At 66.9% G+C, this 15705-nt stretch carries 12 protein-coding genes and 1 pseudogene; 10 read left to right on the top strand and 3 right to left on the bottom strand.

Annotated features, from left to right (window positions below):
• The first annotated feature begins 21 nt into the window (after positions 1–21).
• Positions 22–1368, top strand: a complete 1347-nt coding sequence (locus IEW34_RS05980) for a DEAD/DEAH box helicase (protein WP_373288186.1) — start codon at positions 22–24, stop codon at positions 1366–1368.
• 206 nt (positions 1369–1574) lie between these two features.
• On the opposite strand, the gene IEW34_RS05975 is transcribed toward IEW34_RS05980, so the two are convergent.
• Positions 1575–1946, bottom strand: a complete 372-nt coding sequence (locus tag IEW34_RS05975) for a VOC family protein (RefSeq protein WP_188608242.1) — start codon at positions 1944–1946, stop codon at positions 1575–1577.
• 206 nt (positions 1947–2152) lie between these two features.
• Between IEW34_RS05975 and IEW34_RS05970 the strand changes: the two genes are divergently transcribed.
• The 9 genes and pseudogenes from IEW34_RS05970 (at position 2153) to IEW34_RS05930 (ending at position 13220) form a co-directional block, all read left to right on the top strand.
• Positions 2153–3391 carry a DUF6386 family protein gene (locus tag IEW34_RS05970; protein ID WP_188608241.1) on the top strand — a complete coding sequence of 413 codons (1239 nt, stop codon included), beginning with the start codon at positions 2153–2155 and terminating at the stop codon, positions 3389–3391.
• Between the two features lie 432 nt (positions 3392–3823).
• The gene (locus IEW34_RS05965) at positions 3824–5251 is read left to right on the top strand and encodes an LLM class flavin-dependent oxidoreductase (RefSeq protein WP_188608240.1); all 1428 of its coding nucleotides are present in this window, start codon (positions 3824–3826) and stop codon (positions 5249–5251) included.
• A complete protein-coding gene (locus IEW34_RS05960; RefSeq protein ID WP_188608239.1) occupies positions 5248–6030 on the top strand; it encodes an ABC transporter ATP-binding protein in 783 nt (260 codons plus the stop codon). The genes IEW34_RS05965 and IEW34_RS05960 overlap by 4 nt, the downstream gene beginning before the upstream one ends.
• Positions 6031–6037: 7 nt before the next feature.
• On the top strand, positions 6038–6919 hold the full coding sequence (locus IEW34_RS05955) for a branched-chain amino acid ABC transporter permease (protein ID WP_188608238.1): 882 nt from the start codon (positions 6038–6040) through the stop codon (positions 6917–6919).
• A 3-nt stretch (positions 6920–6922) separates the two neighbouring features.
• Positions 6923–8035 carry a branched-chain amino acid ABC transporter permease gene (locus IEW34_RS05950; protein ID WP_188608237.1) on the top strand — a complete coding sequence of 371 codons (1113 nt, stop codon included), beginning with the start codon at positions 6923–6925 and terminating at the stop codon, positions 8033–8035.
• Positions 8036–8127: 92 nt separating this feature from the next.
• Entirely contained in the window at positions 8128–9477 is a 1350-nt protein-coding gene (locus tag IEW34_RS05945; protein ID WP_188608236.1) for an ABC transporter substrate-binding protein, read from the top strand.
• Positions 9478–9496: 19 nt separating this feature from the next.
• On the top strand, positions 9497–10282 hold the full coding sequence (locus IEW34_RS05940) for an ABC transporter ATP-binding protein (protein ID WP_188608235.1): 786 nt from the start codon (positions 9497–9499) through the stop codon (positions 10280–10282).
• A 412-nt stretch (positions 10283–10694) separates the two neighbouring features.
• The gene (locus IEW34_RS05935) at positions 10695–11954 is read left to right on the top strand and encodes an SfnB family sulfur acquisition oxidoreductase (RefSeq protein ID WP_188608234.1); all 1260 of its coding nucleotides are present in this window, start codon (positions 10695–10697) and stop codon (positions 11952–11954) included.
• Between the two features lie 5 nt (positions 11955–11959).
• Positions 11960–13220: pseudogene (locus IEW34_RS05930) on the top strand (SfnB family sulfur acquisition oxidoreductase).
• A gap of 24 nt (positions 13221–13244) precedes the next feature.
• Here the strand turns inward: IEW34_RS05930 and otsA are convergent.
• Together otsA and otsB are read right to left on the bottom strand one after the other, a co-directional pair.
• The gene (gene otsA / locus IEW34_RS05925) at positions 13245–14666 is read right to left on the bottom strand and encodes an alpha,alpha-trehalose-phosphate synthase (UDP-forming) (RefSeq protein ID WP_188608233.1); all 1422 of its coding nucleotides are present in this window, start codon (positions 14664–14666) and stop codon (positions 13245–13247) included.
• A gap of 227 nt (positions 14667–14893) precedes the next feature.
• Positions 14894–15637: a trehalose-phosphatase gene (otsB, locus tag IEW34_RS05920; RefSeq protein ID WP_188608232.1), complete on the bottom strand. Its 744-nt coding sequence runs from the start codon at positions 15635–15637 to the stop codon at positions 14894–14896.
• Positions 15638–15705: the final 68 nt, after the last annotated feature.

Genomic DNA, 15705 nt, shown 5'->3' with positions numbered 1-15705 from the left:
ACACAGTTTACCGAACTCGGCTTGTCCGCGCCCATCCTCACGGCGCTGGCCGACGAGGGCTATACCACGCCCACCCCGATCCAGGCCCAGGCGATCCCGTTCGTTCTGGCCGGCCGGGACCTCATGGGCATCGCGCAGACCGGCACCGGCAAGACGGCGGCATTCGCGCTGCCGATCATCCATCGGCTGGCGGAGGAGAACGTCAAGGCCCAGCCGCGCACCTGCCGCACGCTGATCCTGTCGCCCACCCGCGAGCTCGCCGGCCAGATCGCCGATTCCTTCCGCACCTATGCGCGGCATGTGAAGCTCTCGGTGTGCGTCGTCTTCGGCGGCGTCTCCACCGGGCCTCAGGCGCAGCAGCTCAACCGCGGCGTCGACGTGCTCGTGGCGACCCCGGGCCGCCTCCTCGACCACATGTCGACCGGTGCTCTGCGCCTCGACGGCGTCCGCATCCTGGTGCTCGACGAAGCCGATCAAATGCTTGACCTCGGCTTCATCCACGCGATCCGCCGCGTCGTGCGGGCCCTGCCCCGCGCGCGGCAGACGCTGTTCTTCTCGGCCACCATGCCCAAGGAGATCGCGGCGCTGGCCGGCGAGATGCTCGACAAGCCCGAGCGTGTCGCCGTGACGCCGGTGGCGACGACGGCCGAGAAGGTCGCGCAGCGCGTGGTCCACGTCGAGACGGCACAGAAGCGCAACGAGCTCGCCCACGTACTGGCCCACGACACCGACGGCCGCACGCTCGTGTTCACCCGCACCAAGCATGGCGCCGACCGGGTGGTGAAGCACCTGGAGCAGGTGGGCCTGACGGCCGCCGCCATCCACGGCAACAAGAGCCAGTCCCAGCGTCAGCGCGCCCTCGACGGCTTCCGCGACGGCTCGACCCGCATCCTGGTGGCGACCGACATCGCGGCACGCGGCATCGACGTGGACGGCGTCACCCACGTCGTCAACTTCGACCTGCCGAACGTGCCCGAGACCTACGTCCACCGCATCGGCCGCACGGCACGGGCTGGCGCCAGCGGCGCCGCCATCTCGTTCTGCGCCAGCGAGGAGCGGTCGCTGCTCACCGCCATCGAGCGGCTGATTCGCCAGAAGATCGACGTCGTGCCGCGCCAATCGTCCGGTCCGGACGCGCCGGCCGAGCCGCCCCGGCAGCCCCAGCAGCAGCAGCGTCGCCCGGCGCCGCGCGGTGCCCATCCGGCCCGGCAGCACGACGGCGAGCAGGCCAGGGGCCGCGCCCGCCCGCCAGGCCGGCGTCCGGCGCAGCGCCCGCACGGTAGCGCTCCGGCCGAGGCCGGCAGCGCGGACCTGTCGCAGGTGTCGTTCATGCGGGCCGGCCGAGGCCGTCCGCCGCGGTCGCGGTAGGCGCGCGCCGCACGGCGTGTCGGCCGTGCGGCCTTGAGCCCAACTCGATCGGGTAGCCCGTCCGATCGCATGAACAGGCTCATCCATCCGCCTCGGGAGCCGTCTCGCCGATCGGGTCGTGGCACCCGATCGGCGAGCGCTCCCGATGTCTCCCTGGGCCGTTGTCGCCCTGGGGACGCAATTCCACGGTCGCCGGCGCGGGCCCCTCACCCCGCAGATGTGCGGCAGACGGCCTCGATGTTGTGTCCGTCCGGGTCGAGCACGAAGGCGCCGTAGTAATCCGGGTGATATCGGGGCCGCAGCCCGGGGGCACCATTGTCGACGCCTCCGGCCCGTAGCGCGGCTGCATGGAACTGGTCGACGGCTGCGCGATCACGGGCCGCGAAGGCCACATGCACGCCCGATCGCCCTCCCCGCCGCCGCAGCCCGATCCAGAAGAACGCCCGCGGCCCGATCCCATAGCCTGCCGACTCGTCGTCGCCGGCCAAGCGCTCGATCCCGAGCGGGCGCAATGCCGTGTCGTAGAACGCCTTGGCGCGCTCCAGGTTGTCGACGCCGACGGTGACGTGATCCAACATTCCCGCGCTCCAAGTTCGGGAAACACGTGGCGTTGATCAAAAGGCGTTCTGACGATCCACGCAACCTCGTGAAGCAGCGGCGCGTCTGCCGGAGCCGGCCGCCGCTTGACGGGCCGCCTGCACCGCACCGATGACGCTGTCATCGCCGATGCACGCGGCGGCACGATCATGGCCCAATGTTCAATTCGGCACCCGGCAGGAGCGGCATGAGCAGCAAGACGATCAGACTGGGCACCGACGTTGCCACGCTCGTCCTCTTCCACCCCGAGGATCTCGCCCACCGCGACTCCGATCCCATCGCCTGGTACAGCTACGATTTCATCTACCGCAAGGAATCGGCCTCTGGCCGCCTCGTCGCCTTCGGCACCGGCGCCGATGGCGGCTACACGGTGCGGCTCACCACCGGGGCGCTGACGCCGCGAGAGGCGGCGTATGCCTGCCCGCCGTGGGACTTTCCGCTGATCGTGCGCCACGGCCGCGTCCTGCTCGACAACACCGACGCACTGCCGGGCCAGGAGCAGATGACCGATCCGGCGTCGTCCGACGACTGGTACGAGGTCGCCAACGGCCCCTACCGTGTCACGGTGCACCCCCTCGAGTGGGCCGCCGAGCCCGACGCAGTCGACAACGGCAAGAGCTCGCCCGCGGCGCTGCCCAGCTATGTGGTCACCTTCGCGCCGGTCACCGACATCGCTAGCATCGCCGTTGCCCACGCCCCCCCGGATCTGCGCGGCCGACGGGATTGGACCGCGCGAATGCTGCCGGCGAGCGATGGCGACCGGGCCTTCACCTGGCCGGCCACGGCGCCGGAAGCGGCGGCCTCGCTGCCGGTCCTCGTCGTCGAAGAAACGGTCGCCCTTCTGCCCGGCCAGCAGGTGCGGCTGCCGGTCGCCGAGGCGGTGGCGGAGGTGGCGTTCCCGTCGGACCGGAGCGCCCGGCAGCAGCGCAGCGAAATGTTCGTGGCGGCACCATCATTCCGCAGCAACGGGTTCGCCGCCCTCGGCAGGGCGAACGGCCTCTCTCGCATGCGCGACCAGGCGCGGCTCGGTCTGCAGGCCAAGCACGTCGTCCGCATCGTCAAAGGCGGCCAGCGGCAGACACTCGAGCCGGTCGCGGTCGTCCCCATCGCCAAGCCCGACATGGCGTGCGCGCCCGGAGCGGCAGACGCGCTGAAGGAGAAGCTCGCCCGCTATTTCGAAGACAACGCTGCCGCGCGCGAGCGGCTGCGATACGCGGCCTTCGATCTGGAGCAACTGGCTTGGCTTCGTTCGCCGGAGGCGATCACCGCGTGGGCGCTGATGAACCTCGACTGGCCCTTCGCCGAGCGGCTCGAGACCTATGCGAGCCCGGCGGCCGTGCGCATGGGCCGGATCGAGCGGCTTCTGGGCGCTGAACCCACCGCGCCGCGGCGCCCCTCGCTGCTCGATCGCCTCTGGCGTCGCTGACACGCCTTTCTCGGCCCGTGCGTGCCCGCTTGCCTGCGCCGGGGCGTGTGGCCGACCCGCCGCGAGTAAGGATATCCGCGGAAGCTTAGAGAATACAGGACGTTTTTCTCTGTTGCTAACGAAAACGGGTGATAGATAACCCGAGCTCCATCTATTGTGGTTATTTATTTCTTTCGAATGCTGACGCGTTGACAAGCACAAGAGCTCCATCGTATTCATCGTTACGTTAATGCGTGACGATCGTGGCCGCAAATAAATATAACGGCGGCCAATGGCGAAATTTCCGATCTATTTTACTTTCAATATCAGATAATTCTGCCGGAAAATAGCTATTTTTGACGCGGATAGGCGTCTTCAATACTATTTGGTCCGATAGATTAAATTGTTATTTGGTCAGCATACGCATATCGAAGAAACCGAGGTGAGACGCGAATGGCCCGGCAGATCCACTTCAACGCCTTCGACATGAATTGCGTGGGCCACCAGTCCCCCGGCCTGTGGGCCCATCCGCGCGACCGATCCTGGACCTACAAGGACCTGGATTATTGGCAGGATCTGGCGCGCACGCTCGAACGCGGCGTCTTCGATGGGATCTTCATCGCCGACGTGATCGGCTACTACGACGTCTACAAGGGCTCGAACCACCACGCCATTCATCAGGCCGCGCAGATTCCGGTCAACGATCCGCTCCAGCTCGCCGCTCCGATCGCGCTCGCCACCGAGCATCTGGGCATCGGCATCACCGCTTCGACCTCGTTCGAGCACCCCTACACTTTCGCCCGGCGCCTCTCGACCGCCGACCACCACACCAAGGGCCGGGTCGGCTGGAACATCGTCACGTCCTACCTGGAGAGCGGCGCGAAGAACATCGGCCAGGGCGGCCTCAAGCAGCACGACAACCGCTACGACGTTGCCGCCGAATACGTGGAGGTCCTGTACAAGCTGTTCGAGGGCAGTTGGGAGGACGGGGCGGTCGTGCGCGATCGCGCCCGGCGCATCTTCACCGACCCTGCCAAGGTGCACGAGATCGGCCACAAGGGCCGCTACTTCGAGGTGCCCGGCTACCACCTGTGCGAGCCCTCACCGCAGCGAACCCCCGTGCTCTACCAAGCCGGCGCGTCGGGACCGGGCAAGGCATTCGCGGCGGGGCACGCCGAATGCGTGTTCGTTGCGGCGCCGATCAAGCCGGTATTGAAGTCCTATGTCACCGACATCAGGCGGCTGGCGGAGGCCGCCGGGCGCGATCCGCGCAAGATTCTCACCTACAACCTCGTCACCATCATCGTCGACGAGACCGACGCCAAGGCTCAGGCGCGGTTCGAGGAGTACAAATCCTACGCGTCCTATGACGGCGCACTGGTCTTCATGTCCGGTTGGACCGGCATCGATTTCGGCCAGTATGCGCCGACCGACCTGGTGCGGCGGGTGGAGACCAACGCCATCGTCTCGGCTGTCGAGCATCTGGCCGGCGGCGGCAAGGCGTGGTCCATCGAGGAGCTGGCGCAATTCGGCGGCATCGGCGGATTGGGACCCGTGTTCGTCGGCTCGCCCTCGACCGTCGCCGACATCCTCGAGGAATGGGTCGACGAGACCGACGTGGACGGCTTCAACTTGGCCTACGCGGTCACGCCGGAGACCTTCGAAAGTATCGTCGGCCTTGTGGTCCCGGAGCTCCAGAGGCGCGGCGTCTACCCGACGGCCTATCGCCCCGGCACCCTGCGGGAGAAGCTGTTCGGCGCGGGCGCCCATCTGCCGGCGAACCACCCGGCCGCCCTCTTTCGCGACATCGAGGCGGTCAAGCGTGCCGAGGCGGTGGCGCGCCAGGTGGAGCCCCGTCGGCTCGAGGCCGTCGGCGAGTGAGCGCTTCATCGGCCGGGCCGATCCTCGAGCTGCGCGACGTCTCGCTGTCGTTCAAAGGGGTCAAGGCGCTCAACGCCCTGAGCTTCGCCGTTGCGCGCGGCGAGATCTGCGCGCTGATCGGCCCCAACGGGGCCGGCAAGAGCTCGCTGCTCAACATCATCAACGGGGTCTATCGCGCCGACGAGGGCGAAGTGGTGTTCGACGGTGCCCCGTTTCGGCGCATTCGCCCGCTCGAGGCGGCCCGGCGCGGCATCGGCCGCACCTTTCAGCACAATGCGCTATTCAAGCGGCTGAGCGTCATCGACAACGTGCTCGCCGGACTGACCCGCCACAGCCGCACCACCCTCGTCGAGCACGCCTTCGGCCTGCCGCGGGACCTGGCCGAGTCGCGCGCGCTCCGGGCGCGAGCCGAAGACATCATCGAGCATCTCGAGCTGACGCCCCACCGCGGCACGGTGGTGTCGACGCTGCCCTACGGCGTGCAGAAGCGCGTCGATCTCGCCCGTGCGCTCGTCGGCCGCCCCTCCCTGCTCCTGCTCGACGAGCCGATGGCCGGCATGAACCAGGACGAGAAGCGCCAGATGAGCCGGTTCGTCACCGAGGCCAATGCGGTGCTCGGCGCGACGGTGGTCCTCATCGAGCACGACATCGGCGTGGTCATGGATCTCTCGCACCACGTCGTCGTGCTCGACTACGGCCGAAAGGTCGGCGACGGGACGCCCCGGCAGGTGCGCAACGATCCGGACGTCATCGCCGCCTACCTCGGCACGGTCCATTGAGCCGGCCATGGCCTTCCTGATCGAAACTCTGATCGGCGGCCTGCTGTCAGGCGTGATGTACGCCCTCGTCGCCATCGGTTTCGTGCTGATCTACAAGGCGTCCGGCGTCTTCAACTTCGCCCAGGGCGCCATGGTCCTGTGCGCCGCGCTGACCTTCGTCACATTGCGCGACCAGGGCCTCGCCTTCTGGTTTGCTGCCCTCGTCACCCTCGCCATCATGGTGGTTTTGGCCATCGCGGTGGAGCGCGTGGTGCTGCGCCCGCTCATGAACCAGTCGCAGATCACGCTGTTCATGGCGACGCTGGGCTTGAGCTTCGTCATAGAAGGCATGTCGCAGCTTGTGATGGGCGCGAGCGTTCACGAGCTGGATCTCGGCATCGTCGACACGCCCGTCGAGGTCGGACCGATCCTGGTCAGTCAGTTCGACCTGGTCGCCGCCGCGGCGGCTGGGATCCTGGTCCTCGCCCTGTCGGTGTTCTTCAACGTGACACGCATCGGCATCTCGCTGCGAGCGATCGCCGACGATCCGCAGGCGGCTCTGTCCATCGGCATCCGGCTCCAACGGCTGTGGCGCATCGTCTGGGGCGTCGCCGGCTTCGTCGCTCTCGTCGCCGGCCTGCTTTGGGGCTCCAGGCAAGGTGTCCAGTTCTCGCTGACCTTCGTGGTGCTGAAGGCCTTGCCGGTGCTGATCATCGGCGGCTTCACCTCCATCGCCGGCGCGATCGTCGGCGGGCTGATCGTCGGTGCGGCGGACGCCCTCGCCGAAATTTATGTCGGCCCACTGCTCGGTGGCAGCGTCTCCACCTGGTTCGTCTACGTGCTCGCCGTTGCCTTCCTGCTCATCCGCCCTGCCGGACTGTTCGGCGAACGCGCCATCGAGAGGGTGTGACCCATGTCGTCGGCCGAAACGGAAGCCGCCGCGGATTTCGTCGCGCCAGGTGCCGCACGCGACTGGCGCGGCCTCAGACGGGCGCTGCCGCTTGGCTTGCTGCTGGCTGTCGCCTTCGTCATCGTGCCGCTGGCCGGCACCGATTACTGGTTCAACGCCATCCTGATCCCCTTCCTGATCATGGCGCTGGCCGGGCTGGGGCTGAATCTGCTCATGGGCTATGCCGGGCAGGCGTCGCTCGGCACCGGCGCCTTCATGGCGACGGGGGCCTACGCCACCTACAACCTGCTGCTGCGGCTGCCGGATATCCCACTGCCGATCAGCCTCGTGCTCGGCGGCCTGATCGCCGGCGCCGTCGGCGTCGTCGTCGGGCTGCCGAGCCTGCGCATCAAAGGCTTCTACCTGCTGGCGTCGACTCTGGCGGCTCAGTTCCTGCTGGAGTGGATCTTCAACCAGTACGGCTGGTTCTCCAACTATTCCACGTCGAGCTCCATCTCGGCACCGAAGCTGGCGATCCTCGGCCAGGACCTGTCCTCGCCGGTCGGCCGCTACCTCATGACGCTGACCGCCGTGGTGGCGATCGCCGCCGTGGCGGCACGGCTGGTGAAGAGCCAGACGGGCCGCGCCTGGAGCGCGGTCCGCGACATGGATACGGCGGCTGCCGTCATCGGCGTGCCCGTGGCGCGCAGCAAGCTCAGCGCCTTCTTCGTCGGTGCCGCCGTCTGCGGCGTGGCCGGCGCGCTCTGGGCTTTCGCCTACCTCGGTACCGTCGATGCGCGCAGCTTCGGCCTCGATCGCTCCTTCCAGGTGATGTTCATCATCATCGTCGGCGGCATGGGCAGCATCGCCGGCAATTTCATCGGCTCGGCCTTCATCGTGCTGCTGCCGATCCTGCTCTCCCAGGTCTCCGACCGCCTGTTCGGCGGCACCGTCGACGCGGGCCAGCTCGCCAATCTCCAGCGCATCGCCTTCGGCGCGCTGATCATCTGGTTCCTGATCAAGGAGCCGGCCGGCCTGGCAGCGCTGGCCGAGCGCGGCTGGCGGCGCCTGCGCCCGAGCGGAACCGCCGGGCCGGAACGCGGCTCTCGTCCGGGAAATACAGGAAAGATCTTCTGAATATTCCGTTGTTCCAAGAACGTGCATCAAATTGACTGAGACATCCTGCTGATCACGACATCTTCACGGGGCTTTTTCGAGGGGACACATCCATGAACATTCTGAGACAGAGGATCAGGCGAGCGGCAGCGCTGTTCGCCGTCGCGGCCGGCGTCGGCGCAGCCCTCCCAGCCGCAGCGGACGATGCCAAGCAGCAATACTTCCCGCTGGCCACGTTCCGCGTCGGTGCCTATGCGTCGAGCGGCATTCCGGTGTGGGCCGGCACCATCGACTACCTCCGCTACATCAACGAGGTCGAAGGCGGCATCAACGGCGTCAAGCTGTTCTGGGACGAGTGCGAGACCGAATGGGCGGTGGAGAAGGGCGTCGAGTGCTACGAGCGCGTCAAGGGCGGCAAGAACGGTTCGCCGGTGCCGATCTTCCTGCCGCACGGTGACCCGATCACCAAGGCGCTGACGGAGAAGTCGGTGGCCGACAAGATCCCGCTCGTCACCATCGCTCACGGCCGCACCGAAGCGATCGACGGCCGCGTCTTCCCCTACAGCTTTCCGGCCGTGTTCACCTTCTGGAGCGAGGCCTCCTCGGCCATCAACTTCATCGCCGAGCGGGCGGGCGGCAAGGACAAGCTCAAGGGCCTCAAGATCGCCACCGTCTATCACGACAGTCCCTACGGCAAGGAGACGCAGACGCCGCTGGCGCTGCTCGCCAAGACCTACGGCTTCGAGGACATCCAGATCCCCGTGCCGCACCCGGGCAACGACCAGTCGGCGCAATGGGCGCGCATCCGTCAGCTGAAGCCCGACTGGGTGTTCCTGCGCGGCTGGGGCGTGATGACGCCGGTGGCGATCAAGACCGCGGCCAAGGTGGGCTTCCCCGTCGACCGCATCATCGGCGGCGTCTGGTCCGGGTCCGAGGAGGACGTGCGGCCCGCCGGCAAGGTGGGCAAAGGCTATCTCGCGATCACGCCATTTCCCGCCGGGGCCGACTTCGAGATCCTCAAGAAGATCAAGGAGCACATCGTCGACAAGGGCAAGAGCGACCTGAAGGACCTCAAGAGCTTCGGTTCCGTCTACTACAACTCCGGCGTCAACGAGGCGATCATCGCGGTGGAGGCCATCCGCACCGCGCAGAAGAAGTTCGGCGCCCGTCCGATCAACGGCGAAGAGGGCCAATGGGGCCTCGAGAACCTCAACCTCGACGACGCGCGGCTGAAGGAGATCGGTGCCTACGGCCTCCAGCAGCCGCTGAAGCTCTCGGTCCGGGACCACGAGGGCGGGGGCGCCGGCAAGGTGCTGCAATGGGACGGCGAGGCGTGGGCCATCGTCAGCGACGGCTGGGTCAAGTCGGACCGTGAGTTGCTGCTGCCGCTGATCTACGAACGGGCGGCCGCCTACGCCAAGGAGAAGCGCATCACGCCCCGGCCCGACCCGACGTCGAACTGAGCGCGCAGGGGAGATCGCCATGGCCGCTGCGCCTTTCCTCGAGGTCGACGACATCGAAGCCACCTACGAGGACGTCATCCTCGCCCTGCGCGGGGTGTCGCTCCGGGTGGAGGAAGGTGCGATCGTCGCCCTGCTCGGCGCCAACGGCGCCGGCAAGACGACGACGCTCAAGGCGATCTCCAACCTGCTGGCGTCCGAGCGCGGCGCCCTCACCCGCGGCAGCGTCATCTGGAAGGGCAGGTCGACGGCACGGCTCGACCCGGCCGAGCTTGTCGCCCGCGGCATCGTGCAGGTGCTCGAGGGACGGCGGGTGTTTCCGCAGTTGACGGTCGAGGAGAACCTGCTGACCGGCGGCTATCTGCGCCGCCCCAGCCGCGCCGAGGTCGGCAACGATCTGGCGCGGATCTACACGTGGTTTCCGCGCCTCAAGGAGAAGCGCCGGATCCGCGCGGGCCTTACCTCGGGCGGCGAACAGCAGATGATCGCCATCGGCCGGGCCCTCATGACACGCCCCACGCTGGTGCTTCTCGACGAGCCGTCCATGGGCCTGGCGCCGATCATCGTGCAGGAGATCTTCGAGATCATCCGGACCCTGAACGAGGACGAAGGGGTGAGCTTCCTTCTGGCCGAGCAGAATGCGGCGCTGGTGCTGCGCTATGCCGACCATGCCTACGTGCTGGAGACCGGCCGCCTTGCCGCCGCCGGCACGGCGGCGGACCTCGCCGCCCAGGGGGTCGAGGCGCTCTACCTCGGCGACGCTCCCGGCGCGGCAGCCGCAACCAGTAGCTCTGCACAGCAATTTTGACAGGTTGGTTCGTCGCTAGTGCGTTTTCGAGCGAAGTGGACGCCGGATCGCGTGAAGAAAACGCGATGAATCAAACAGATAGAGCTTCGGCGTTTCGAAGAAACGCGGAAGTGCTCTAGCCGTTGCGTTCCCTGAGTGGATGGATGGCCGGGTCAAGCCCGGCCATGACGTTGGAGGTTAAGGGCTTTTCCGTTCCAGCAGCGTCATGACCCGACTCTCCATCCTACTCAAAGACTCAGAATATCTGCACAGCAAAACCAATAGATAATATTATGCTAAATTTTCTACATAAACGAAATTGACAACGTTTTATAATATAATCAACTTTTATAAAAGTATAGTATCCGGTCGCCCTTACCATGCGGCATCGGTCAGCGGCCGGCATTCGATCAACGATCCAGCGGGAGCTCCCATGACCGTCCACGATCTGCACAAGGCGCCGCGCGTCAACACGCCCGATGTAGCGTTTCCGGCCCGGCCGCGCCCCGCCATTCCCGCCCATGTGATCGAGACCGATGCGGAGGCGATCCGCATCGCCCATCAACTGGCGGAGGAGTTCGCCAAGGACGCCGCACTGCGCGACCGCGAGAGCCTGCTCCCGCTCGCCGAACTGGACGCCTTCTCGCAGAGCGGGCTCTGGGGCATCACCGTGCCGAAGGCCTACGGTGGCGCTGGCGTGTCCTACGTGACCCTGACCGAGGTGATCAAGATCATCTCGGCCGCCGATCCCTCCCTTGGCCAGATCCCGCAGAACCACCTCGCCATTGTCGAGCATATCGTGGCTGACGGCACCGATGAGCAGAAGCGCTTCCTGTTCGGCGAGGTGCTGCGGGGCGTGCGCTTCGGCAACGCCTTTTCCGAGGCGGCCAGCCGCGTGGTCACGGAGTTCGAAACCAAGCTGACGAAGAGCGGCGACGACTACGTGGTCAACGGCCGAAAGTTCTACGCGACGGGCGCTCTGCTCGCCCATATCGTACCGATCGTGGCCGTCGACGCGCAGGGCCAACCCCACCTCGCCTTCGCCGATCGCGATGCGCCGGGCCTCACCATCGTCAACGACTGGTCGAGCTTCGGCCAGCGCACCACCGCATCCGGAACGGTCATCGTCGACAATGTCCGCGTGCCGGCCGAGCGGGTGCTGCCGGCCCACCGTGCCTTCGACCGGCCGACGGCGGCCGGGCCGATCTCGCAGATCATCCAAGGCGCCGTCGACACGGGCATCGCCAAGGGCACGATCGTCGACACCATCGCCTTCGTGCGCACCACCGCGCGGCCGTGGGTGGATTCTGGGCAGAGCAAAGCGTGGGAGGATCATTTTACCATTGCTGCCATCGGTGATCTGGAAATCCGCCTGCACGCAGCCGAGGCCATTCTCGAGAAGGCCGCACGGCTGATCGACGCCGCCCTCATCGCTCCCGACGAGCAGACGGTGGCCGAGGCGGCCGTGGCGACGGCGGAAGCCAAGGTGCTCTCCACCGAAGTCGCCATCCAGGCCGCCAACAAGCTGTTCGAGCTGGGCGGCGCCCGCTCGACCCTGGCCGCGCACGGTCTGGATCGCCACTGGCGCAATGCGCGGACCCATACGCTGCACGATCCGGTGCGCTGGAAGTATTTTCACGTCGGCGACTACTACCTGAACGGGATCAAGCCGGCCCGTCATCCCTGGCTCTGACGGCGATGACGAGCCTCGACCGCGAGCGGCACCAGGCCGCGGCCCCCGAGCGGGGCCGGCCGCCGCCGCATATTCCGCCGCGACGCGAGCCCGCCCTGCGCATCGGCTCCGACGAGGCCGCCATCGCCGCGGCCCGCACGCTCGCCGCCGAATTTCGCGTCGGCGCGGCCGAGCGAGACCGTGAGCGGCGCCTGCCGCTGGCCGAACTCGACCGCTTCTCTCAGAGCGGACTCTGGGCCATCACGGTGCCGAAGGAGTTCGGCGGCGCCGGTGTCTCCAACGTCACGCTCGCAGAGGTCGTCGCCGTCATCTCGGCGGCGGACGCAAACCTCGGCCAGATCCCCCAGAACCATTTCTACATGGTGGAGGCGCTGCGGCTCGGCGGTTCGCCGGAACAGAAGCGGCGCTACTTCCGGCGCGTGCTCGATGGCGACCGCCTCGGCAACGCCTTCACCGAAATCGGGACGCGCACGCCCGTGGACTACCAGACCAAGCTCGGCAGGGCTGGCGACGGATTTGTGCTGAACGGCCAGAAATTCTATTCGACCGGCGCACTCTTTGCCCACGTGATCGTCGTCGTGGCGATCGACGACGCGCGGCGCCAGCACATCGTCTTCCTGGAGCGCAATACCCCAGGGCTGACGCTGATCGACGACTGGTCAGGCTTCGGCCAGCGGACCACAGTCTCTGGTTCCACCTATTTCGACCGCATCGAGGGGTCCGCGTTCCAGGTGGTGCCACATGAGCAGGTCTTCGAGGCACCGACGCCTCAGGGGCCCGTGGCCCAGCTCATTCATGCGGCCGTCGATGTCGGCATCGCACGAGCGGCACTCGATGACACCGTCGCCCACGTGCGCGGCTTCGCGCGGCCGTGGTTCGAAACGACCTACCAACACGGCTATGAGGATCCGCATATCATCCACGCGGTGGGCGAACTCGCCATCCGCGTGAACGCCGCAGATGCACTGCTCGCCAGGGCCGGCCGCTTCACCGATATCGCCGGCGCCGATCCAACCGAGGACAGCGTGGCCGAAGCATCGATCGCGGTGGCCGAAGCGAAGGCCTATGCGACCGCCACGTCACTGCACGTCGCGAGCAAACTCTTCGAGCTCGCCGGCTCCCGCTCGACCTCGCAAAAACTCGGACTCGACCGCCACTGGCGCAACGCGCACCCACACGCTGCACGATCCGGTGCGCTGGAAGTACCACCACGTAGGCAATTTCTATCTGAACGGCGTCAGGCCGCCCCGTCACCGGGCGCTGTAGGCTCGGCAACCGGGCCGCGCCGGCCTACAGCGCGAACAACGTGCGGATGTTGTTCACCGGCGTGGCACGGGGCCGAGCGTCCTCGAGCGCCTTCAGGAAGCTCTTGGCCCAGCAGTCGATGTTGTTGGCCAGCAGCGCCCGCATCATGCGGGCGTGGCGCACCTTGCGCTCTTCCAGCGGCATCTCCAAGGCTCGGCGAATGGCTGCGGCCATGCCCTCCGTCTCGTGCGGATTGACCACAAGCGCACCATCCCTCAGCTCGGACACCGCGCCAGCGAAATGCGACAGGACCAGCGCGCCGGGATCCTCCGGATCCTGCGCGGCGACGAACTCCTTGGCCACCAGGTTCATGCCGTCGCGCAGCGGCGTCACCAGCGCCACGCGGGCGAGGCGGTAGAGACCGGCCAGCGCCGTGCGCGAGTAGGTCTGATTGATGTAGCGGATCGGCGTCCACGACACGTTGCCGTAGGTGCCGTTGATCTGCCCGACGCGGGTGCTGACCATCCGGTCCATCTCAATATACTCGGGTATGTCCGAACGGCTCTTGGGCGTGATCTGGAGGTAGCTGACCCGCCCCAGCCAGTCCGAATTGTCCTCCAGGAAGGTCTCGAAGGCGTCGAGCCGATTGCCGATACCCTTGGAGTAGTCCAGGCGGTCGACGCCCATGATCAGCTGCGACTGGCCGAGGCTCCCCTTCATGGTGGAGATGAACTGCGAGCGGCTGGCTCGCCGGGCCGTCTTGGCATAGCTCGCCGTATCGATGGCAACGGGGAAGGCGCCGAGCGACACGCTGCGGCCATGCACGTCATAGGTGTTGCCGTCGGGACTTACCGTGCCCCCGTTGACCATCAGGTAACGGGCGAAATTGTCGCGATCGTTCTCCGTCTGGAAGCCGACGACGTCATAGTCCGCCATGGCACCGACGATCTCGGCGTGGTGGGGCAATGCGCGCAGAATGTCGGGCGGCGGCAGCGGAATGTGGAGGAAGAAGCCGATCTTGTTGGTGTGGCCTCGCGCCCGCAGGTACCGGGCCAGCGGCATCAGGTGGTAGTCGTGCACCCAGATGACGTCGTCCGGTTCCAGGATGGTGGAGATCTGGTTGGCGAACGTCTCGTTGACGCGGATGTAGCCGGACAGATCGGAGCGCGTGAACTCCGCGAGGTCGACCCGGTAGTGCAGGATGGGCCACAGCACCCGATTGGCGAACCCGCTGTAATACTCCTGGAGATCGGCGGTGGAGAGGTCGGTGACGGCATACGTAATCTCGCCGCGCGTCAGCAGCCTCGGCCGCGAGTCCGGCGGATCGACGACGTTGCCGCTCCAACCAAACCATATTCCCGATCTGTGCTTGAGGGCTGCGTTGACGGCAACGGCGAGACCGCCGGCCTGAGGCTTGCCCCGTGAGGGCATTGCGACGCGATTAGACACCACGATGAGGCGCGACAATGCCACTCTCCTGTCCTGCGACGGGGGTGGCCAGCCTGCGTTGCCTCGGATCGGACCAGCCGCCGAGGCTCACCGAGCCTGTGCGCCGCCCACCCCTCCACGATACCAACGTCGTCTCGCGATCAAAGTTCCACCGCAATGCAACATCGGAGTGACGCGATGATGCCCCCGTTGTGCCGTCATTGTCACGGGCTTCCTTTCGGCGGCCCCATCCTGCACGATTTTCGTCAAGCGGCCTCGGCCTTTCCGACGGTGGCGCCGATCCAGGCGCGCACATCGGCCGGGGTATCGAAGCCGCGCTTCACGCCCGGATAGTCGCGGCCCACCGAGTATGCGAAGCCCCCCGCGGCCTGGGCTGCGGCGAATCCTGCCTGGTCGGTGACATCGTCGCCGATGAACATCGGACGCCGACCGTGGAACGGGGGTGTCGCCATGAAGGCCCGGACGGCTGTGCCCTTGTCGTGGCTGACGTGCTTGATCTCGTAGACCAAGCGGCCGGGCAGGATGCCGAGGGTGCGATCGCCGAGGCCGTCGAGGATGGCCGCCAGCTCCAGATGGAGCGCCGTACCGATCGTTGGCTCCTCCCGATAATGCACGGCGATGCACACCCCCTTGTCCTCGACCATCACGCCCTTGTTTCGCGAAGCCAGTTCCTCCAGCTCCTCCCGCACGGTGTCCGGCACCGGCTCGGTCGCGAGCTCGACGTGTCCGCCCGGATTGGCGCGCAATTCAGCTCCGTGGCCGCCCGATGCGCGCGGCCTCAGTGAGCCGAACAGCGAATCGATGTCGGCGATGGTGCGGCCGCTGACCAGTGCCAGTGCCCCGTCCAGCTGCTTGGACAGGGCCGCCAGGTCGGCGACCAGCTCGTCGGGAACGACCACTTCGTGCGGCTTGGCAGCAATATCCAGGAGGGTGCCGTCGATATCGAGAAACAAACCGACGGCATCCATGTCGTAGGCAATCTGCGTCATGCAGCCTCTTCCAGCGTCTCACAGACTCGCCGCCAGGGTGCCCGGACAGGTCCGGGCGCCCCTTGCGG

The sequence above is a fragment of the Chelatococcus reniformis genome (genome assembly GCF_014640075.1).
GTDB lineage: Bacteria > Pseudomonadota > Alphaproteobacteria > Rhizobiales > Beijerinckiaceae > Camelimonas > Camelimonas reniformis.
The sequence above is the reverse complement of the archived record's forward strand: the minus strand, read 5'-3'. Positions and strand labels throughout refer to the sequence as shown.

Excerpts from the sequence above, each read along its gene's own strand:
- IEW34_RS05975 (WP_188608242.1), bottom strand. The coding sequence starts at position 1,946 with ATGTTGGATCACGTCACCGTCGGCGTCGACAACCTGGAGCGCGCCAAG.
- IEW34_RS05970 (WP_188608241.1), top strand. The coding sequence starts at position 2,153 with ATGAGCAGCAAGACGATCAGACTGGGCACCGACGTTGCCACGCTCGTC.
- IEW34_RS05965 (WP_188608240.1), top strand. The coding sequence starts at position 3,824 with ATGGCCCGGCAGATCCACTTCAACGCCTTCGACATGAATTGCGTGGGC.
- IEW34_RS05955 (WP_188608238.1), top strand. The coding sequence starts at position 6,038 with ATGGCCTTCCTGATCGAAACTCTGATCGGCGGCCTGCTGTCAGGCGTG.
- IEW34_RS05950 (WP_188608237.1), top strand. The coding sequence starts at position 6,923 with ATGTCGTCGGCCGAAACGGAAGCCGCCGCGGATTTCGTCGCGCCAGGT.
- IEW34_RS05945 (WP_188608236.1), top strand. The coding sequence starts at position 8,128 with ATGAACATTCTGAGACAGAGGATCAGGCGAGCGGCAGCGCTGTTCGCC.
- IEW34_RS05940 (WP_188608235.1), top strand. The coding sequence starts at position 9,497 with ATGGCCGCTGCGCCTTTCCTCGAGGTCGACGACATCGAAGCCACCTAC.
- IEW34_RS05935 (WP_188608234.1), top strand. The coding sequence starts at position 10,695 with ATGACCGTCCACGATCTGCACAAGGCGCCGCGCGTCAACACGCCCGAT.
- otsB (WP_188608232.1), bottom strand. The coding sequence starts at position 15,637 with ATGACGCAGATTGCCTACGACATGGATGCCGTCGGTTTGTTTCTCGAT.